This is a genomic window from Candidatus Cloacimonadota bacterium (assembly GCA_016932035.1).
GTDB lineage: Bacteria > Cloacimonadota > Cloacimonadia > JGIOTU-2 > JGIOTU-2 > Celaenobacter.
The window spans coordinates 11,212-31,542 of record JAFGDR010000020.1 but is presented as its reverse complement, the minus strand read 5'-3'; the positions used below and the strand labels follow the sequence as shown (position 1 = coordinate 31,542).

General features: G+C 38.2%; 17 protein-coding genes and 1 tRNA gene. 17 read left to right on the top strand and 1 reads right to left on the bottom strand.

The window, feature by feature from the left end:
* Positions 1-1,157 (bottom strand): DUF1624 domain-containing protein (locus tag JW794_02960; protein MBN2017083.1); only part of this gene is annotated, 1,157 nt, incomplete at its 3' end.
* A 261-nt stretch (positions 1,158-1,418) separates the two neighbouring features.
* Between JW794_02960 and JW794_02955 the strand changes: the two genes are divergently transcribed.
* The 17 genes from JW794_02955 (at position 1,419) to ftsA (ending at position 20,331) form a co-directional block, all read left to right on the top strand.
* On the top strand, positions 1,419-3,734 hold the full coding sequence (locus tag JW794_02955) for a PAS domain S-box protein (protein MBN2017082.1): 2,316 nt from the start codon (positions 1,419-1,421) through the stop codon (positions 3,732-3,734).
* Between the two features lie 79 nt (positions 3,735-3,813).
* A tRNA-Gly gene (locus JW794_02950) sits at positions 3,814-3,888 on the top strand.
* 137 nt (positions 3,889-4,025) lie between these two features.
* Positions 4,026-5,618 carry an amidohydrolase gene (locus JW794_02945; GenBank protein MBN2017081.1) on the top strand — a complete coding sequence of 531 codons (1,593 nt, stop codon included), beginning with the start codon at positions 4,026-4,028 and terminating at the stop codon, positions 5,616-5,618.
* 182 nt (positions 5,619-5,800) lie between these two features.
* Entirely contained in the window at positions 5,801-6,238 is a 438-nt protein-coding gene (locus JW794_02940; GenBank protein ID MBN2017080.1) for a hypothetical protein, read from the top strand.
* Positions 6,239-6,254: 16 nt separating this feature from the next.
* Complete coding sequence (locus tag JW794_02935) at positions 6,255-6,680, top strand: hypothetical protein (GenBank protein MBN2017079.1); 426 nt, start codon at positions 6,255-6,257, stop codon at positions 6,678-6,680.
* Positions 6,677-7,600: a 16S rRNA (cytosine(1402)-N(4))-methyltransferase RsmH gene (rsmH, locus tag JW794_02930; protein ID MBN2017078.1), complete on the top strand. Its 924-nt coding sequence runs from the start codon at positions 6,677-6,679 to the stop codon at positions 7,598-7,600. The genes JW794_02935 and rsmH overlap by 4 nt, the downstream gene beginning before the upstream one ends.
* Positions 7,600-7,944, top strand: a complete 345-nt coding sequence (locus JW794_02925; protein MBN2017077.1) for a hypothetical protein — start codon at positions 7,600-7,602, stop codon at positions 7,942-7,944. Before rsmH ends, JW794_02925 begins: the two co-directional genes overlap by 1 nt.
* A gap of 15 nt (positions 7,945-7,959) precedes the next feature.
* Positions 7,960-9,942, top strand: a complete 1,983-nt coding sequence (locus tag JW794_02920) for a PASTA domain-containing protein (GenBank protein ID MBN2017076.1) — start codon at positions 7,960-7,962, stop codon at positions 9,940-9,942.
* Positions 9,943-9,968: 26 nt separating this feature from the next.
* Positions 9,969-11,306, top strand: a complete 1,338-nt coding sequence (murF, locus tag JW794_02915) for a UDP-N-acetylmuramoyl-tripeptide--D-alanyl-D-alanine ligase (GenBank protein MBN2017075.1) — start codon at positions 9,969-9,971, stop codon at positions 11,304-11,306.
* The gene (locus JW794_02910) at positions 11,306-12,409 is read left to right on the top strand and encodes a phospho-N-acetylmuramoyl-pentapeptide-transferase (GenBank protein MBN2017074.1); all 1,104 of its coding nucleotides are present in this window, start codon (positions 11,306-11,308) and stop codon (positions 12,407-12,409) included. The genes murF and JW794_02910 overlap by 1 nt, the downstream gene beginning before the upstream one ends.
* Before the next feature lies 1 nt (position 12,410).
* A complete protein-coding gene (murD, locus tag JW794_02905) occupies positions 12,411-13,757 on the top strand; it encodes a UDP-N-acetylmuramoyl-L-alanine--D-glutamate ligase (GenBank protein ID MBN2017073.1) in 1,347 nt (448 codons plus the stop codon).
* Positions 13,754-14,908 (top strand): FtsW/RodA/SpoVE family cell cycle protein, encoded by a 1,155-nt coding sequence (locus JW794_02900; protein MBN2017072.1) that lies wholly within the window; start codon positions 13,754-13,756, stop codon positions 14,906-14,908. Before murD ends, JW794_02900 begins: the two co-directional genes overlap by 4 nt.
* A complete protein-coding gene (gene murG / locus JW794_02895; protein MBN2017071.1) occupies positions 14,901-15,992 on the top strand; it encodes an undecaprenyldiphospho-muramoylpentapeptide beta-N-acetylglucosaminyltransferase in 1,092 nt (363 codons plus the stop codon). The genes JW794_02900 and murG overlap by 8 nt, the downstream gene beginning before the upstream one ends.
* Complete coding sequence (locus JW794_02890; GenBank protein MBN2017070.1) at positions 15,986-17,386, top strand: UDP-N-acetylmuramate--L-alanine ligase; 1,401 nt, start codon at positions 15,986-15,988, stop codon at positions 17,384-17,386. The genes murG and JW794_02890 overlap by 7 nt, the downstream gene beginning before the upstream one ends.
* Complete coding sequence (murB, locus tag JW794_02885; protein ID MBN2017069.1) at positions 17,383-18,306, top strand: UDP-N-acetylmuramate dehydrogenase; 924 nt, start codon at positions 17,383-17,385, stop codon at positions 18,304-18,306. Before JW794_02890 ends, murB begins: the two co-directional genes overlap by 4 nt.
* A complete protein-coding gene (locus tag JW794_02880; GenBank protein ID MBN2017068.1) occupies positions 18,293-19,057 on the top strand; it encodes an FtsQ-type POTRA domain-containing protein in 765 nt (254 codons plus the stop codon). Before murB ends, JW794_02880 begins: the two co-directional genes overlap by 14 nt.
* The gene (ftsA, locus tag JW794_02875) at positions 19,057-20,331 is read left to right on the top strand and encodes a cell division protein FtsA (GenBank protein ID MBN2017067.1); all 1,275 of its coding nucleotides are present in this window, start codon (positions 19,057-19,059) and stop codon (positions 20,329-20,331) included. The genes JW794_02880 and ftsA overlap by 1 nt, the downstream gene beginning before the upstream one ends.

Genomic DNA, 20,331 nt, shown 5'->3' with positions numbered 1-20,331 from the left:
GAACTTTTGTGCTTATTTTTAAACGTATTATACCATAAACACAAAGGATACATGAGTGCAAGAACGAATACCCATACCACATACACTATGATCAAATTGAAACCTGTATGTGCACTCGATCTTGTCGTGAATGAGCTAACAGTGAAAATATATTTTTGCCAATTCCGTCCTAAAGCGATCATAAAGAGAATGGCTAAAAGGTGAATCAAGTATAGATGAATGACATAAAAGAAAAGGGGTACTCGACCGAACATTGAAAAAAAATGTGATATCTTATTTTTCACAAAATCAATACATGAAAGTACTATCAGTGAAGGTCCAATCGTCATAAGTATATATTGTAATGATGGGGGATATTTCGTTGTGTTAAGAATTGCCATAAGTGTTTGAATAAAATTCTGTTGAGGATGCCAAAAATTTGGATCACCATACATATTTAAAACTCTTAGGATGAGAAATAAGAGTATACATCCGAGACCAGCGTACAGAAAGTATCTTCTCCTTTCCGAGGCATTATAATATTTTACATATAATGATCCACACACATAACCAACTGCCATCAAACCGAGCCAGGGAATAAGAGAGTAGACGAAGTCAATTGCAGAATTTTTGTTTAATAATACCAATTTCGGTTGATGCAGAACGTACCAGATCATATCAATTAATGAATTTCCAGTAAGATGAATTTGATCAAGAAGATTATGACCAAGAATGAGAACAAGACCTATAAGAGCAATGAATTTTTGTGGTAAGAAAATAATCAGGGACATAAATACCATACTTAAGCCGATTACCCAGATGACCTGAAGGATATGAAAACCTAATGTTATATCAAACGTCCAACCAAAATTTACGATCGTAAGTTCAAGAATCACCAAAAAGAGACCTCTCGTTAAGAGAAAGAATGAGAGCTTTTTCTTATTTTTACGATGAATTCCAAACAAATAAGCAGAAACTCCCGAAAGAAAGATGAAAATCGGTGCACAAAACTGAGTGATCCATCGAGTAAAGAACAGTAATGGGGCCAGGTTAGGTGCATTGACGGGTATGGCAAAGAACGTACCATAGCCGAAATAAATCCGAACATGGTCTAAAGCCATGAGTATGATGGCTATACCACGCAGCATATCGATACTTCTTATTCTATGGTTATTCATAATTTCTGAATTTTTATGAGTTAAAAAATTTCTTAACAGGCTTGAAATTATCAACAGAAATTGATGGAGTATAAAAACAATTTCCCACTTTCATCGTCAAGATTAAAAATGTGGAAAAATTTGAGACATTATTAAAAATTATTAAAAATTTTTATATATTTGTTCCAATAATGTTGACAAGGTTAACCTGATGTTTTTTTTAAAAAAGCATTTTTATAGCATAAAATATATATAGCAGGTTAATGGTCAGATAGGTTCATTATGAGTACATTAGATATTACGATCTTGTACGTAGAGGATGAAGTACTTATTCTCAATTCTGTAAGTATGATCCTTGAGAAAAGGGTGAAGAAGGTTTATACAGCTCAGGATGGTTTAGAAGGTATAAAGCTTTTTGAGAAATATCGTCCAGATGTTGTTATTGCGGATATCAGTATGCCCAAGATGGATGGGCTTATGATGGCAAGAAGGATCAAAGCGATAGATCCTTCAACAGTAATCATTGTATTATCTGCGTTTGATAAGAAAGAGAATCTGCTTGAAGCAATTAAGATTGGTGTCGAACGCTTTTTGCCCAAACCTCTCAACTATGATCAACTTCTTAAGATTGTTAATGAATTGCACTCCACAAAAATTCTCGAACGAAGAGTTGAAAAGGAAAAGTTAGCCCGACAATTGGTTGAGCAGGAACTTGAAAGAACGGAACAAAAATATCAAGACTTGTATGATAATGCTCCTGATATGTATTTTTCGGTTTCCCCGGAAGGAATTGTTAAAGACGTCAATCAATTCGGCGCTGAATATCTTGGATATACGAAGGAAGAATTGATTGATAAAACTGTCTGGAAAGTTGTTCATGAAGATGACCTGAAAGAAGTAAAAAAGCAGGTTTCGGAGATTTTCAAGAATCAGGAGGAATTCAGTGAATTAGAGTTCAGAAAGGTTCGCAAAGATGGAACTGTCCTCTTTGTTCATGAGCGTACCCAGCTAATATTTGATGGAAACGGACACCCTTGCGAGCTGAGAATTATATGCAGAGATATCACTGAGAGAAAGCATACTCAACATGCTCTCGAAGAAAGCGAGGAACGATACAGTATTGCTGTTGAACAAACAGGTCATGTTGTATTTGATGCTGATTATTTGAATCAAACCATCGAGTTGGTAGGCGCGGTTGAAGAAATGTTTGGATACGAACAAGATGAGCTTATTAACTTTCTTACGTTTGAGAATGTAAATCAGTTTCTTCATCCTGAAGATAAGGATAATGTATTGAGCACCATAGGAAAAGCTTTAAAGACAAGTAAGCGTTTTCAATTTGAATGCAGAATTGAAACCCGTCATAAAGGATATATTTATGCTGAAATCAGTGGTGTATGCTTAGTGGACACCTCAGGAGAGATTGTACGTGTACTTGGATCGGTTAAGGATATTACTCTGAGAAAGCAGGGTGAAGCAAAGCTACAGGAGATGCACGAATATGTGCGCAATCTTATAGAAAGTTCTCTTACCATGTTTATTTCAGTCGACACTGAAAGAAGAATCGTTGAATTCAATAGTGCTGCTGAGAAGAATTTTGGGTACCAGAAAAAAGAAGTAGTTGGTAAACATATTAATGTCCTTTATTCAGATGGAGAGGAGTGTGCACGGGTTGGTAAGATGCTGCAAAAAAACGGAACATTCTATGGCATTGTGAAGAATAAAAGGAAGAATGGAGAGGAGTTTATCAGCTACATTTCATCTGCGCTAATGCAGGATGCTCAGGGCAACCAGATTGGCAGTGTGGGAAATTCAATCGATATAACTGAATCCCAATTGAGAGAAAAAGAGTTAAGACTTAAAGAAGAACTCTACAAAACGCTTGTTGAAACAGCTCAGAATGGATTTTCTATTCTTGATCTTGAGGGAAAAATAATCTTTTGTAATAAGTATAAAGCTGACCTGTTAGGATATAAAGATCCGAAAGAAATTGTGGGCAAAACAGGACTTGAACTCGTGGCACCAGATGATAGAGACTTCCTCCTGAGAAACATGAGAAGCATGGTAGAAAAGGATACTGAAATTATTCATTTGATAATTCATTTGATAAAAAAGGACAGCACGATAGTCCCTGTCGATTTTAGAGCTTCGGTCATTCATGATGAAGATGGAAAGCCCAAACAGATTATGGATACTATGACCGATTTGACACCAAAAGATCCGGGAGAAAAAAAGTATAAAGAAGTAAAAGATAAGGGGAGTGAATTACTCAAGCATCTTTCCGCTGCTGTTTTGGAATTTGACAAAGCAGGGAAGATCAGTTATGGGAATGATTACAGTGCTACATTATCAGGATATTCAATCGATGAGTTAATGAAAATGAGCATTGCAAAATTATTTATATCTGACACTAAAGATTCAAGCAGCATCGTGAGCTATTTTGCTGATATTCTTCATACAAAGCCTGCTCCATCTTCGTGGAAAGGTAAACTTATAAAGAAGAGTGAAGAAACGAAACCAATTTCTTTAAAGTGGAATTATTTGAAGGATGAACATGAAAGGATCGTTGGATTTGTGGGTGTGGTGAATGAGGAATAAGATTGTGTTAGTTTTGGCTCATATTTGTTACTATACACAAGCAAGAACCTTGATTTTTATTATATAGATATAAAGTAGAGCGGGTTTAACTCAGTGGTAGAGTGTTAGCTTCCCAAGCTAAGAGTCGCGAGTTCGAATCTCGTAACCCGCTCCATTTTTTTCAGAATGCTGATAACACTAGTCAACCAGTTGGAAGACAGATTAAAGCAAATTTTCTCTGAAGAATATCAAAATTTTATTGATTACATTTAAAAAATTGACGATTTCCTGACTCATTTAAAACTCCACCCTATGAAAATATTACTCAACAACTCAAAAGTACTTACACAAGATAAGAATATTCCAATTGCAGATACAGTGTATATTGTCAATGACACGATTCAGTTTGTCGGTAGAAAAGACAGATTTAACGAAACACTTTTTGATGATACTCTAAAAATCGATCTCAAAGGAAAAGTAATACTTCCTGGATTCATCGATTGTCATACGCATTTTGTGAATTATGCCTTTTCTAAAAGATCTATCGATCTTACAGGAGTTGATTCACCTGAAGAAATGACCATGAGATTGCAGCTTTTTAGAAAACAATATCCAGATAAAACAGATTGGATTCTCGGTATAGGTTGGGATAAGAATTTATGGGATGATACTTCATTCTTTAATAAGAAATTTTTGGATACAATCATACCGGATATACCGGTTTCACTCTCGAGCAAAGACCTGCATTCTTTTTTGTGCAATACAAAAGCCCTCGAAAGAATGAATATCACATCAAATACTCCAGATCCTCCAGAGGGTAGTTTTGGAAGAAATGCTGAAGGATCACTCAACGGATTTCTTTATGAAAAGGCATGGAAATTCATTGATGAAGTTCAACCAAATCCAACATTCGATGAGCAGGTAACACTAGTAAAAGATGCTATCAATGAAGCGCACAAATTAGGACTGACTGGCATTAATAGTATGGAAGGGAAGGATGCTTATGAGTTATTCAAATATTTCCATCATAATAGCGAGCTTAAACTTCGAACATGCTGGCACTTCCGAAGAGAACTCCTCGATGAAATGATCGAAAATGGAGTGCAATCCTATACAGGTGATGAGTGGCTGAAAATCGGTGGACTCAAACTCTTTATGGACGGCTCGATTGGTTCTCATACTGCATACATGTTCCATTCATACATTGGGCAGCCCGATAATTTTGGTACCAGCATGTACTCGCAAGATGAACTTTTCGAACTTGTATTTCGTGCAGCTAAACACGGTATCTCACCGACCGTTCATGCGATAGGTGATAAAGCGAATGGTATCTTAATAGATACAATGATCAAAGTAAAGAATATCCCTGAGATTCAATCCCAAAATCTTCTCTATCGTATTGAGCATTTGCAGTGCTGCTTGCCGGAAGACCAAAAACGTGTTGCTGATGAAGATATTTATTGCTCGATGCAGCCAATTCATATTAGCATCGATGTGAAAACAACTGACAGGTTATGGGGTGAATTTGGAAAGAATTCATATGTTTTCAGAAGTTTACTCGATTACGGTGCTATTCTCGGGTTCGGTTCTGATGTGCCGGTGGAAACGCATAACCCATTTAGAGGAATTTATTCTGCTCTCGAAAGAAAATATCGTTGCGATCCTAAAGAAAAGAGCTGGATTCCTGAACAAAAAATATCAGTTGAAGAAGCGATTAAAGCATATACAATAAATGCAGCAAAGGGCACAAGAAGTGAAAATGTAATTGGATCAGTTACTCCCAGCAAGAAAGCTGATCTCATTGTGATTGATGATTTCGAGCATGAACCGAATGAATTCTGGTTAGAAGCGAAACCATATATGACGATTGTGGGTGGGAAGATTCAATTTAATTTTCTAACCTAAGTAAGCCTTTATTTTGTAATTTTATTCTAAAAATACTATCCAAAAATCAAATTTTTCAGCTTATTTAATAAATATATTATTAAATTCAAAAAATAATTGACAGACCTTCAAAAAAAATCCCATATTGGCATCGGATGTCATAAATATTCAAAAAAAGTCAAATCATGGCATCGGGAGGTTTCGTGTCCGGTACGTTTCTCGGTTCGTTCGAAGGTTCGATGACCAATAGACGGGTGAGTATTCCCCAATCATTCAGGAGTCTTATAGCACTCTCTTCACGCATGCTGGTCGTGGCTGTTCGCGGTAGGAACAAAACTATCTCAATATATCCGATGGATGTGTGGAAGAAACTGGAAGAAGAGCTCGAGCAGGGAACGGAAAGAGAAAAACAGCTCCTGAAAATGTTTCGTGTGTATGCATCGGTTTTGAAGATCGAGGGTCCGGGACGCATTCTCATCCCAAAGAAGTTATTGGAAATCGCTGAGATAGACAATAAGATCGTTTTTTTGGGCGAAGGAAAATTCTTTTCAATCTGGAATCCTGAGAATTTCCAAAATTACGAAGAAGAGATTGCTCAGCAATACGATGAAAAACTCGAAGAGAATGAATTTCTCTTGTAAATGCCCAGGAGGTACCATGAAAGTATCCATCGGACAGATCATGCAATTCAAGAAGATCAAAGGTGTCAAACTACCAGAAGGACCTTATAAGATCGACAATTTTGATGATGTGCCAAGGGATATGGAATTTGGTCTTTTTTCCTATGATGTGGAAGGGAATATCGCTCATTACATTGATGTTGAAAAATTGAAAAACGGCTCTGAAGAAGAAAAAGAACTGCTGGAAAAATTTAAGATGTATTCATCGTTGCTCTCAGTCGAAACGCTTCCTCATCTGATGCATCCCAAAGATATTGTGGATATCGAAGAAGTGAATGATCACATTTTACTGCACTGCGGTAATCGTTATTTCTCAATTTGGGACGAAGATAATTGTACTCATAACGAAAAGTATCTCGGACTGAGTCTTCATCATTATCAAATACCACAGTATATTCAATGAAAACCTTTCACATTCCTGTTCTGAAAGAACGCTCAATAGGATTCCTCAACATAAAAAAAGGAGGAATCTATGTCGATGCCACTATTGGCGGCGGCGGTCATACAGAAGCTATGTTCGAAAAGGAACAGGATATTCGTGTGATTGCATTCGATCAGGATAAGGATGCGATAGAATTTGCACAGGAACGGCTGTCAAAATATGCTGACCGCATAACCTTCGTTCAAAAGAATTTCTCATATCTCTCATCAGCATTGGCTCTTAACAGGATCAATAAGATCGATGGCATTTTCTTCGATCTGGGATTTTCATCGTTCCAGGTTGACCAGGAACGGGGTTTCAGCTACACAAAGAATGATGCGCTCGATATGCGCATGAATCGCAATAATGGCAATCTTACTGCTTTTGATATCGTGAATTCCTATCCGAGGGATAAACTTGAACAGGTTCTCCATGACTACAGCGAAGACAGGTTCTGGAAACGGATCTGTAATGCAATTCTTCTTGCACGAACAGAAGGACAGATCAAAACCACTCAAGAACTGAGAGTCATCATAGAAAAGGTTATCCCCAAAGATAAAGCATTCAAAACGTTGTCCCGGATCTTTCAGGCGCTGAGGATCGAGGTGAATAAAGAACTCGAAGTCCTTGAAAAGGCATTGAAATCGTCAGTTGAAGTGCTTAAAACCGGCAGTAGGATCGCAGTAATATCTTATCATTCTCTTGAAGATCGTATTGTGAAGCAGTTTTTTAAGTATGAGAATCTCGAATGTATTTGTCCTGCATATCTGCCCCGTTGTGTTTGCGAAAAAGAGGTCAGGTTGAAGGTCATTACAAAAAAACCTGCTATTCCTACCGTTGAAGAGATAGAGGAAAATTCACGTGCACGAAGTGCAAAACTCCGTGTGGCAGAGAGGTGCTGATGAATAAAAAACCTTCCATACTTTTTATCCTTTTTATATCCTTCTTCTGTTTTATCGTGATCTCCAGTCTACTCCGATCGATATTTCTCGAAAAACAGCGAGAACTCCTCGTGCTCGAGCAAAGAATACAGGATTATCAGGATATTATTACCGACCTGAGAAATGATATAAGCCAGCTCTCCCTTGATACACGTATCATCGAAATTGCAGCCCGAACACTTGACATGCATTTTCCTGAACCAACACAAATCCTCAGCGTTAAACGAAACCAGGTATCATCAGACCAGGTAAATTACTCTTTATTGAATTTCATATCACCGGAAGCAGTCGCTTCCGACAAATAGCTCATATACAATCCCATGCAGGAAAATAAGGGCAGGATAACATCAATAAAAGTTATTTTCATCCTTGTTTTTCTCGTTTTTATTATTCGGCTTTTTAGCATTCAGATTTTGGATGTATACGGTTTCTACAACAATTATCAACGCTACAAAAATAAGAAGAACATCATTCCAGCAGAACGCGGTTTTATTTTTGACAGACACGGAATCGCATTAGCAGGGAATAAGAAGTTATATAAGCTTGAATTCTGCCCGAAATTGATACATTGGGACAAAAAGGATTCACTCTCTATCCAGGATAGAAAAATCGTGTATGATGAGATAACAAATATTGTATCACTTCATACGGATAAAACATATCAGGAGTTACAGGAGAGGATTGCGACATTTGAGGAAAAATTTCCTTACGGATTTGAATTGGTAAGACAGATCGATGCCGCGCAAAAAGATAAAATACTCCTTGCTTTAAAAGGTCAGGGAATATATGGGGTGATCGAATATAAACAAAAGTCTGAAAGGGTGTATCCCAAAGGTAATCTTGCAGGTCCGCTCATCGGGTTTTATGAGTATGATAATGATCGGGCTCTTTGTGGTATTGAACTCGTTTCAAACAATGAACTAACCGGAGAAGACGGTTGGTCAGAGGTCATTCAATACGGCACAGGTGACGACTACCACTTTGATGATATGCCCCTTCAGACTCCAACTGCCGGTAAATCGATCTATCTTACCATCGATGCTCATTTGCAGGCAATTCTTGAAAAAAATCTCAAACTTGGTATTGAAGAATACGACGCAAAAGGAGCAATTGGAATTATTGTTTCACCACATACAGGTGAGATCTATGCAATGAGAGGATTCAATAGGGAATATCTCGATTGCTCGGTTCGAGCCAGCCACACATTTCCCATCTATCCGATTAATTGGCAGTATGAACCGGGTTCAACAATGAAGCCAGTTACTACACTCATTGCAATTGAAGATGACATCTATCATGCAAATGATCTCATCGACTGCAGAACTCGAAAGATCGGTAACAGGACTATTTTTGACGTCAAACCTCTTGAATATCTTCCATTTAAACATGTACTTGCCAGATCCAGTAACTGCGGAATAACTCGAATAGCAGATAACATTGAACCCTTTAAACTCTATAAAACGCTCACCGAATTAGGATTTGGACATAAATCCGGCATTATTCTCAATGGAGAGAGCGCTGGTGTGGTTCGACATCCGAGCAAATGGTCAAAATATTCGTTGCATTCTCTATCATTTGGGCAGGAACTTACAATCACTGCGCTACAGCTTGCCTATGCGTATGCTGCAATAGCCAATGGTGGAAAAATGCTCCAACCTCAGATCATTTATAGAATCGAGGATGCTGAGGATAAAATACTTTTCGAGCCCAGACCAACGATTGTCAGACAAGTTTCAAACCAGTGTGCACTCGATACATTACGAGCATATCTCAAGATGGTCGTTGATGAAGGATTCGGGATTGGAACGAAACTTGGATATATTTCGATTGCAGGAAAAACAGGAACCGGCGAAAAACTCGATCCAGAAGGGGGATATATGGAAGAAGGCTATGTGACAAGTTTTGCTGGCTTTTTCCCGGTCGAAGATCCGCAGGTTGTAATGGTTATCATCTATGATGAACCTGACTATGACCACCGGTATGGAAGTATTTCTGCTGTACCAACATTCAGAACGATATTGGAAGAAATGACAGTCCTTCCTCATAATGATATTTTATACATTGCAAACGAAGCAAACCGGGACTATGTTCTTGTGCCTGATTGTATTGGCAAAACAGTGAAAGAAGCAAGCCAGATACTGGTAGAGCATAATATCGATTTTACCAGTTTTGGAGAGGGAGATCTCGTCATCGATCAGTTTCCAAAACCAGGCGTGACCATGCTGGAAGGTTCTGCACTTATCCTTCAAGCCGGTTTCCAGGTTTTCACGCAAAATAATCAGAATCCAAACTTGACGCATTAGATGAATATGAACCTTGAAGGTCTTTTATGAAAACATTGAAACTCAAACAGATAATCAAAGCGATCAATGCGACAGCGGATGTACCTGAAGATGTAGAAATCAACTGTGTACTTTACGACTCTCGGGAATGTAAACTGCAAAACGATAAGAATATCCTTTACTTTGCCATACCGGGTGAGACAGTCGATGGACACGATTTTGTGCAGGATGCTCTCCGAAACGGAGCTTCATTTGCAGTAGTTAACCATCAACCAACAGGTACTAAAGATCATTCGAGACTAATATTTGTTGATGATACGGTCAGAGCACTGGATGCACTCGGGAAGTATTATCTCGACCTTTTTAATATTCCCAAGATTGCATTAACCGGTTCGGTAGGGAAGACCATCAGCAAAGAGTTTATTGCGAATGTGCTTTCACAAAGGTATACAGTTCACCGAAGCAAAGGGAATTTCAATACTATTATTGGATTGCCTATAACTATTTTTGATATAGATGATTCACATGATATAGCTGTTCTCGAGCTTGGCACGAATCATTTTGGAGAAATACGAGCTATGACTGAGATGGTGCAGCCCGACTATGCGATCATTACGAATATCGGTCCATCCCATCTTGAATTCCTTGAAAATCTCGAAGGCGTATTCAAAGAGAAGAATGATATTTTCAAATATTCATCTGAGAATACGACAAAGATCTTCAACGGGAATATACAATATCTTGAAAGTTGCAAAGGAAAAGAAAACTACTTCTCATTCGGATTTGACAACAATAATGATCTTGTTGTAAAGGATATAATCCGTGTCGACCACAAATACTCTTTTCTTGTGAATGAAGATAAATATTATATCTTCAATGATGTGTATCATAATGTTTTGAATGCGATACCGGCAATCATTATCGGTCGGCAATTTGGACTGTCAAGAATGGAAATCCAAAAAGGGCTTGCAATCAATCCTGATGTTGGATTACGTATGGAAATTCGTACTAATCCTAAAAGGAACTGGACAATTATTGCAGACTGTTATAATGCAAATCCTCTTTCGATGATATCAGCGCTTGAATATTTACAGTCACTTCCACAGAAAGAAAAAATAGTTATACTCGGTGATATGCTTGAACTTGGTGAGAAAAGTAAGCAATATCACGAAGATATCGGAATTCTCGTACGGGAGATGAACCTGAGAAGATCGATTTCTATAGGAGATATGGCGAAATTTTATCAATTTATCATACATTATCCATCTGCAGAGAGATTTATAGACCGTTTCTCTGATGATATGTTTCCAGACGATGTTGCAATATTGGTTAAAGCATCGAGAGGAATTGCATTGGAAAAAATTGTAGAAAGGCTGGCAATGTAATGTTTTATCATATTTTATACCCACTCGTAAGAGTGCACATCATTTTTAATGTTTTTCAGTACATCACCTTCCGTGCGATCGGTGCGTTCATCACAGCTCTTATCATCTGCTTTATTTTTGGTCCGAAGATCATTAAATCGTTACGCAAACACCAGGTTACGGAAAACATTAACACCCTCCTGCCGGAAACGCATAAGAAGAAGAAAGGTACTCCTACGATGGGGGGTATTATTATTGGACTTGGCTTGATTGTTTCGAGTTTACTTTGGAACAATCTTACAAATCCATACATTCTCATAGCGCTTCTTGTAACCCTCTGGCTCGGTGCACTTGGATTTCTCGATGATTATCTCAAGAATGTCCGTCATATGGAGCAGGGGCTTGTTGAAAAATACAAGATAGCCGGACAGCTCATTCTTGGAATATTGATAGCTGTGACACTTTATTTTGGCTATCAGCAAAGTAACTCTATAACCTTTATTAATATTCCATTTTTAAAGGATACGTCATTCTCGTTAGGTGTATTGTTCATTCCCTTTGTTGCATTATTTATTACGTTTTATTCCAACGCTGTCAATCTCACAGATGGTCTTGATGGTTTAGCAGCAGGCACGATTGCACTTGTTGCTTTTGGTCTTGGTGTAATGTCCTATGTAAAAGGTCATATTGTTATTGCGGATTATCTAAAACTTGAGTTTATCAGCGAAGCTGGTGAATTGACAGTATTTACAACAGCGATTGTCGGGGCAATGCTCGGATTTTTATGGTATAATATTAAACCTGCCCAAGTATTTATGGGAGACACGGGAGCCCTCTCGATGGGAGGGATCCTGGCAGTACTAGCCATTCTTCTCAAAGAAGAAATATTCTTTATTATGATCAGTCTGGTATTTGTTGTCGAAGCACTCTCATCACTCATTCAGCGATATTATTTTAAACATACCCGCATCAAATATGGAGAAGGAAAGCGTATTCTGCTCTGTGCACCCCTTCATCATCATTATGAGTTAAAGGGCTGGTCGGAAAACCAGATCGTGATACGTTTTTGGATCGTGACAATGCTCTTAACAGCAATCGGTCTGGGCACACTAAAATTAAGATAATATGGATTGGAAGAATAAACGAGTTGCGGTTATCGGTTGTGCCAGAAGCGGCATAGCTGCAGCAAAAAAACTTAAAGAACTTGGTGCTATACCTTTTCTTTCAGAATTCCGCCCACAAGATGACTGTAAAGATGCTTTATCAACTCTATCACAAATCAATTACGAATGTGGCGGTCATTCTAATAAATTACTTGATAATGAACTGATCATCGTCAGCCCAGGAGTACCACTTGATATTCCGATCCTTGTAGCAGCAAGGGAGAAACAGATTCCCGTTTGGAGTGAACTGGAGTTTGGTTATCAACTCACAAAAGGAACATCCTCAAAAATTATAGCAGTAACTGGATCAAATGGCAAGAGTACAACGGTTTCTCTTATTTATCATATTTTGAAAGAAAGCGGTATAAAAGCACTTCTTGCTGGTAATATTGGATTACCCTTCACGTCATTTCCAATTGAAAAAGGGATGTATGATTATATCGTTCTGGAAGTAAGTAGCTTTCAACTGGATACGATCCAGGATTTTAAACCTGATATCGCAGTTCTTCTAAATATTACTCTGGATCATCTTAACAGGTATCATACACTTGATGCCTATAAAACTTCTAAATTGAGGATTTTTGAGAATCAGACTGGACAAGACCGAGCACTCTTGAATTTTGATGACCCGGAGTGCAGGATCATAACCAACAGAATTGAAGCTCAAAAATATTGGTATAGTATTGAGGAAAAAGTCAATGATTTAGTCTGGTTTGATGGAGACAAAATTTATATTGAAACTAAGAAAAATACTATAGAAATTTCACGTAATGAGCTTCAAATAAGGGGATTACATAATGTGAGTAATGCCGTTGTGTCATCTCTTGCAGCGCTTTTATGCGACGTAAAACCGAAGCATATACTTGCTGCCTTGAAAACTTTTACCGGTCTTGAGCATCGGCTTGAATGGGTTGCTGAGATCGATGGAAAAATCTTTATTAATGATTCAAAAGCAACGAACTGCGTATCAGTTGAAAAGGCACTCTCATCCTTTGACAGACCGATTAATCTCATAATGGGCGGTTCTGATAAACATGAAGATTTCTCCTCTCTTATTCCTTTAATGATAGAACATGTAAGAAACCTTATAATCTTAGGAGAAACACAAAAACAGATATATGAAACATTCGAAAATAATGTAAAATCACATAAAGTAGCTGATCTTGAAGAAGCAGTTCGATTAGGAAATGACCTTGCACAATCCGGCGAATATGTTCTTCTTTCTCCCGGTTGTGCAAGTTATGATATGTATAATAATTTTGAAGAACGCGGCAGGCACTTCAAAGAGATCGTGAAAAATCTACAATGAAGATAAAAACACAATTTCTGGAAGATTCTCTGATCTATATCATACTCATTCTGATATTGATCGGACTGTTGCTCATCGGTAGTATTGATTCATTCCAGTTCAAATCACGGAATATCGTATTTCAGACATTCTGGATCTTTGTATCGATTCTCTTTTTCTTCCTTTTCTCACATATTCACCTACAGCGTTTAAGGGCTTTTTCCTTTCCTTTCCTCCTCTTTGGAATGTTGCTCCTCGGAGTTGTTTTTGTTCCGGGTATAGGTAAAACAGTAAATTATTCAACCCGCTGGATCAATCTTGGGAAGTTCACATTTCAGGCAAGCAATCTTGCCAAGGTAATCTTTATCTTTTATATGGCTCATTTCCTGGCTAAAAATCAGGACCGAGTTGAACGGTCTGAGCCACGATATTTTATTAAAAATTTCTTTCCTGTGATCTTTGCTCTTGGGATATACTTAGGACTGATTTATTTCGAACCTGATCTCAGCACTGCCGGCATTCTGTTCCTGGTATTTGTGAGCTTGCTTTTTGTTGCGAAAGTGAAACTTACAACAATCGCATTGATATTCGCAACAGTTCTCGTCGTGCTTGTTATACTTGTTTCTGTCGGACCGGGATATAGAAGAGCTCGATATGTCTCATTCGTAAAATTCCTAGCAGGTAAAGATGTTCAAATCGAGCAAAATGATGACACGTTTTTCCAACCGAGAGAATCCCTGATAGCACTTTCAAACGGCAAGCTGACCGGAAGAGGTTCTGAAGAAGGGAAGGCAAAATTGTATTACCTCCCGTTTGCTCATTCTGACTACATTTTCTCTATCTTAGGTGAGGAATACGGTTTTGCGGGAAGTGTTCTGATCTTGATTTTATATGTACTCCTTCTTGTTGCGAGTTTTACACTAGCACAACGTGCGCATGATCCATTTTACTCCTTCCTGATCGCCGGTTTGGGGTTTGGGATTGCATATAATATCATTGTAAATGTTGCTGTAGCTATAAGCTTGATCCCGTCAACCGGTGTCACGTTGCCGTTCATTAGTTATGGGGGATCAGCTCTTTTGATTGATTCAATCGCAGTTGCAATGATCGTAAATGCCAGCAAGCGTGATCGTTACGAACGCATGGAAGAAAGAGAGTTTCAGTATGCTTAGGGTCGCGATAGCTGCAGGCGGTACTGGTGGACATATCTTTCCGGGAATTGCAATAGCTCGTGAATTACAAGACCAGCTTAAGAGTTGTGAGATCATTTTTATCGGTTCGAAGGATGGTATTGAAAATAAAATTGTCAGCGAAAACGGCTATACATGCATTCCAACTGATGTTCATAAATTGTATCGATATCTTACGCTAAAAAATCTTCTCTTTCCTTATTATATGATAAAAAGTATTGTTGAAACTCGAAAGATTTATAGAGAAAATTTGATTTCATTATTTGTAGGATGCGGAGGCTTTGTGACCGGGACTGCTGGTTATGCCGCTCACCTGCAAAAAATACCAATATTCCTACAGGAACAAAACAGCTATCCCGGACTCAGTACGCGTTTCATAGCACCCTATGCAAAACGGATATATCTGGGTAATCATGTTGCAATAGATTATCTGAAAAAGAATGATAATTGTCTTTATACCGGCAATCCGATACGCCAGCTCAATCTAACTCCTCGCAAAGTAGCGCAAACGGAACTCGGATTTAAAGACAGTAAAACTCTCTTCATTTATGGAGGAAGTCTCGGTTCAACACCAATCAATAATGCAGTTCTTAAAATAATTGAGAGCTTATTAGAAAAGGATTATCAAATAATATTCCAGACTGGGAAACGAGATCATTCAAAAATCATAGAAAAATATGGCAATCAAAGGAACATGATCATTAAACCATTCTTCAATGATATCGATCTAGTATATTCAGCGAGCGATCTTGTGGTATGCAGAGCTGGTGCGATCTCACTCTCAGAGGTTGCTTATTTCAGGATTCCTGCCATCATAATTCCTTTCCCCTGGGCCGCTGGAGATCATCAAGTGAAGAACGCCGAAAGTTTTGCGCAGAATGGTGCGGCAGTTATGATAGAAGAAAAGGATCTGACACCGGAAATTCTTTTGACAAATATAGAGAATATCTTGAATAATACTCAGCAATACGAAATTATGGCACATGCCATGAAGTCACTTGCAAAACCGGAAGCGACACAGCACATTGTAAGTGATATCTTAATGACAGCAGGAATAGAATGTTAGGAAAAACAAAGAAATTACATTTTGTCGGTATCGGTGGTATTGGCATGAGCGGCATCGCCGAGCTTCTCATAAATTACGGCTTTAAAATTACGGGCTCAGATCTGCTTTGCTCTCATGTTACCGAACGATTAGAAAAGATGGGAGCTCAGATCACGTATGATCATAAAGCTGTGAATGTTCAAAATGATGTGGATGTGGTCGTTAAATCATCAGCAGTAACAAATGAGAATATTGAGATCAAAACTGCAATGAAAAAGAATATCCCTGTCATACGCAGAGCAGAGATGCTGGCAGAACTCATGAGAATGAAAAAGGGTATCTGCATTGCAGGAACACATGGTAAAACAACAACAACTTCGATGACTGGAATGATACTGACCGAAGCTGAGATGCTTCCTACACTTGTTATTGGTGGTGTCGTTAAGAACTTTGATAGTAACGCTGTTCTCGGGAAATCTCAATATATTGTTGTGGAAGCAGACGAATATGACCGGTCGTTCCTATCTCTTTCTCCCATAATTGCAGCTATTACAAACATCGAAGAAGAGCATGTCGATTGCTATCCCACTATAGCAGATCTCGAAAATGCATTCCTCCAGTTTGCTAATTCTGTACCCTTCTTCGGCTTGATCATTGCCTGCATTGATGATCCTGCTGTAAAGCGAATTCTGCCGAGATTCGAAAAACGGATTTGTACTTTTGGGCTGGATAAACGAGCATCAGTTCGTGCTGAGAATATCAAACAGTCACATTTTGAATCGGAATACGATCTTGTTTATGCAAATAAAAAATTAGGAACCATTAATCTTTCACTGCCGGGTTTGCACAATATTCAAAACTCGCTGTTGGCAGCATCAATTGCACTCGAGCTGGAAATTCCTTTCATAGATATTCGTAATGGATTGCTGAAATTTACAGGCGTCTATCGCCGCTTCGAAAGAAAGGGTTTTGTTAATGACATATTTGTGTATGATGACTATGCTCATCATCCGACTGAAGTAAAACGAACCGTACAGAGTATCAAACAGGGCACTGCACGACGTGTGATAGCGATCTTCCAACCTCATCTCTATACAAGGACAAAGATGTTCTATAGGCAATTTGCTGAAGCGCTTATGGATTCTGATGTGATAATTATCAATGAAATATATCCTGCTCGCGAAGAACCGATCGAAGGAATTACAGGTAAGCTTATTTCTGATGTTGCAGAGGAACTCGGACATAAACAAGTATTATTTATAAAAAATAGAGCTGACATACCTCAAGAGCTCATGAAGATGTGCAAAAGCGGTGACTTTCTCATTACAATGGGTGCAGGAAATATTTATGAAGTTGCAGAGCAGTTTGTTGATCTTCTTGAAAAGCAGAATAAGAAGAGCATGAAAAAATCATGATTAATATTTTCGATACCTTTATCAAAACCAATAACTTAAATTGCATAAAAACAAAGGTTAACAGTAAAGATCTGACTACCATAAAGTGCGGTGGTGAAGTAGATTATCTTGCGGAACCAGAAAATATTGATGAACTTTCTGTTCTTTTTCAGTTTATCTGCAGCAATAACATTCCTTACAAAATTCTCGGTAATGGTTCGAATGTATTGATCTCTGATATGGGATTTAATGGCGTGTTCTTCTCCCTAAAAAATCTGCCATATTCCATTGAACAGCATGAAAATACATTAACTGTTGTAGCAAATATAGAATGTATCAATCTACAAAAAAAATGCATTCTCGAAGGACTCAGTGGACTTGAATTCCTGAGCGGTATTCCCGGTACTGTTGGAGGTCTCATCGCGATGAATGCAGGAGCGTTTGACCATGATATTTCCGAAGTTCTTGTATCTCTAAAAGTTCTGAATGACCAAGGAAATGAAGTAAAATACGTAAAAGATGATATAGATTTTTCATACAGAAAAACATCGCTTTCTATTTCCAAATTCATCATTACTGAAGGCACATTTCGTGTGAAAAAAGAGAATATGCACATTGTAAAGCAGCGTAGTGATGAGTACATGTCGAGAAGAAGATCATCAAATTTATGGCAAGTGCCAACATTTGGCTCTACATTCAAGAATGGTTCAGATTATTATGCTGGTGAACTCATCGAGAAATGCGGATTAAAAGGATTTTCCATTGGGGATGCATATATTTCAAATGATCATGCGAACTTCATAATAAACAAGCGTAACGCTTCAGCAGAAGATGTATATCTTCTTATTCAAAAAATGAAGAATGATGTGAAAAAGAAATTTAATAAAGACCTTGAATTAGAGGTCAAGCTATGGGGAGATTTTTCATATGCAGGAAAATAGAACACGAAAAAAGGAACCGGTCATCAGAAAGGCACTTATCATGCTTGTGCTTTGCGTAAGTATCTCAGGAGCAGGAGCTTACCTGTTGAAATTTGGTGTCACAAAATGGTCATATCTTGAGATGAAGGATAGTGAAGTTACCGGAACTGTTCATATAAATTCCGATCTCATTCATATTGCTCTTTCAGTTTTCAAAGGTGAAAATTTGTATCTTCTGGATGATGAGATTGTTCGTACCACATTATTGAAAAATCCTCGTATACAGGATGTCAGGTTGCTCAGAATCTTTCCGAATACGTTGAAAGTCATTATTCAGGAACGTTTGCCAATAGCATATCTTCAAACACAAAATGATGAATACTATATTATAGATGAAGAGCGTGTTTTACTTGAGAAAGTCAATCCACCTTCAACGTGTAATATACCAGTCTTTTGTGATATTGATTTAAATAATTTGACACCGGGGCAGCAATGTAGTGATAAAAACTTCAAAACGCTTATTGATGTTTACGGCATCATAAAAGCAAAATTTCCCGAATTCCTCGCATGTGTGAATGAGTTTTATATGGATGATGACGATGTCGTCATCTCTGAAAACGAAGGAGGAGTTCGATTTATCATAGGAGATCGTGATTTTGATGAACGGCTTGAGAAACTGGTTTTTGCTTACCAAAATTATGTCGTGGCAACATATTCTGAGATCGATGTCAGGTTCTCCGATCCAATACATGAATTGGTGATTTTACGATAATGGCAAGACAGCAAGTAGTAACAGCATTGGATATCGGTACAACAAAGATTTGTTGTATCATTGCAGTGATAGACAAAAATAATCAGTTGAAAATCTCTGGTATTGGTGAAACAAAATCCGAGGGATTATCACACGGTATGATCCGTAATATCAGAGCTGCTTCAGAATCCATTGATACTGCTGTGCGTACTGCTGAAAAAATGGCAGGCATTGATGCGGAAAATATCATTGTCGGTGTGGCTGGTGAACTTATTCACAGCTTTGTACGCCACGGGATAGCAAATATCATCAGCAAGAGTAAATACACAGAAGAAATCAATGAATTTGAAGTAACAGACACTGAAATTGAAAATGTAAAAAAAGATGCCATCAAGAATGCACCTTTGACAAGTGATCAAAAACTCATTCACGTTGAGCCGCAATATTTTATGATCGACAGTATAACCGGTATCATCGATCCGATCGGTATGACGGGACACCGCCTGGAAGCTGATGTTCATTTCGTCACAGCAGATATGAGTTACCTTAACAGCATATACCGCAGCGTACAGCTGCTCGGTTTGAACGTTAAAGATGTCGTCCTTCAACCGATTGCATCTGCAATGGCTGTTCTCAACGACGATGAGGTCGAGCTTGGTGCAGTGCTTGTTGATATTGGCGGTGGCACAACCGATGTTTCGATCTATTATAAGAACAGTTTGCGATTCACCTGCATTATTCCTTTCGGCGGAGAAAATATTACATCGGATCTTTCTGTTGGACTTCGGACTCCAAATGCAGAAGCCGAGAAGATAAAAATCGATTTTGGATATGCAATCCCTGAAAATGTTGATGATGATTCAAAGATCGAAATCCCAGGTATAGGAGGTTATCCATCGACCTTTCGTACAAAGAAACTTATTGCTGAGATCATCAATCCGCGAATGCAGGAGATAGCGAAGCTGGTATATAACAATGTAGTAAAGAGCAAATACCTTGAAATGATCACTGCCGGTATCTCTATATGTGGAGGAACTGCTAATTTAAAAAGTACAAATCAGCTCTTTTCCCAGGTATTTCATGAAATTCCAACTAAAACCGGATATCCATCATTCAAAGGTATTTATGGTGATACAGAAACGCTTTCGAATCCCAAGTATGCAACCGCGGTCGGTTTGCTGTATTGGGGTGTTAAGAATTATAAAAATGAACCACTTGCTCCTGGAAAAGGTTCGGTTTTTGATCGTCTTTTAAAACGAGTTAAAAAATGGTTCGAAATACAAAGCTTTACATAA

Excerpts from the sequence above, each read along its gene's own strand:
- JW794_02955 (MBN2017082.1), top strand. The coding sequence starts at position 1,419 with ATGAGTACATTAGATATTACGATCTTGTACGTAGAGGATGAAGTACTT.
- JW794_02945 (MBN2017081.1), top strand. The coding sequence starts at position 4,026 with ATGAAAATATTACTCAACAACTCAAAAGTACTTACACAAGATAAGAAT.
- JW794_02935 (MBN2017079.1), top strand. The coding sequence starts at position 6,255 with ATGAAAGTATCCATCGGACAGATCATGCAATTCAAGAAGATCAAAGGT.
- rsmH (MBN2017078.1), top strand. The coding sequence starts at position 6,677 with ATGAAAACCTTTCACATTCCTGTTCTGAAAGAACGCTCAATAGGATTC.
- JW794_02925 (MBN2017077.1), top strand. The coding sequence starts at position 7,600 with ATGAATAAAAAACCTTCCATACTTTTTATCCTTTTTATATCCTTCTTC.
- JW794_02920 (MBN2017076.1), top strand. The coding sequence starts at position 7,960 with ATGCAGGAAAATAAGGGCAGGATAACATCAATAAAAGTTATTTTCATC.
- murF (MBN2017075.1), top strand. The coding sequence starts at position 9,969 with ATGAAAACATTGAAACTCAAACAGATAATCAAAGCGATCAATGCGACA.
- JW794_02910 (MBN2017074.1), top strand. The coding sequence starts at position 11,306 with ATGTTTTATCATATTTTATACCCACTCGTAAGAGTGCACATCATTTTT.
- murD (MBN2017073.1), top strand. The coding sequence starts at position 12,411 with ATGGATTGGAAGAATAAACGAGTTGCGGTTATCGGTTGTGCCAGAAGC.
- JW794_02900 (MBN2017072.1), top strand. The coding sequence starts at position 13,754 with ATGAAGATAAAAACACAATTTCTGGAAGATTCTCTGATCTATATCATA.
- murG (MBN2017071.1), top strand. The coding sequence starts at position 14,901 with ATGCTTAGGGTCGCGATAGCTGCAGGCGGTACTGGTGGACATATCTTT.
- JW794_02890 (MBN2017070.1), top strand. The coding sequence starts at position 15,986 with ATGTTAGGAAAAACAAAGAAATTACATTTTGTCGGTATCGGTGGTATT.
- murB (MBN2017069.1), top strand. The coding sequence starts at position 17,383 with ATGATTAATATTTTCGATACCTTTATCAAAACCAATAACTTAAATTGC.
- JW794_02880 (MBN2017068.1), top strand. The coding sequence starts at position 18,293 with ATGCAGGAAAATAGAACACGAAAAAAGGAACCGGTCATCAGAAAGGCA.
- ftsA (MBN2017067.1), top strand. The coding sequence starts at position 19,057 with ATGGCAAGACAGCAAGTAGTAACAGCATTGGATATCGGTACAACAAAG.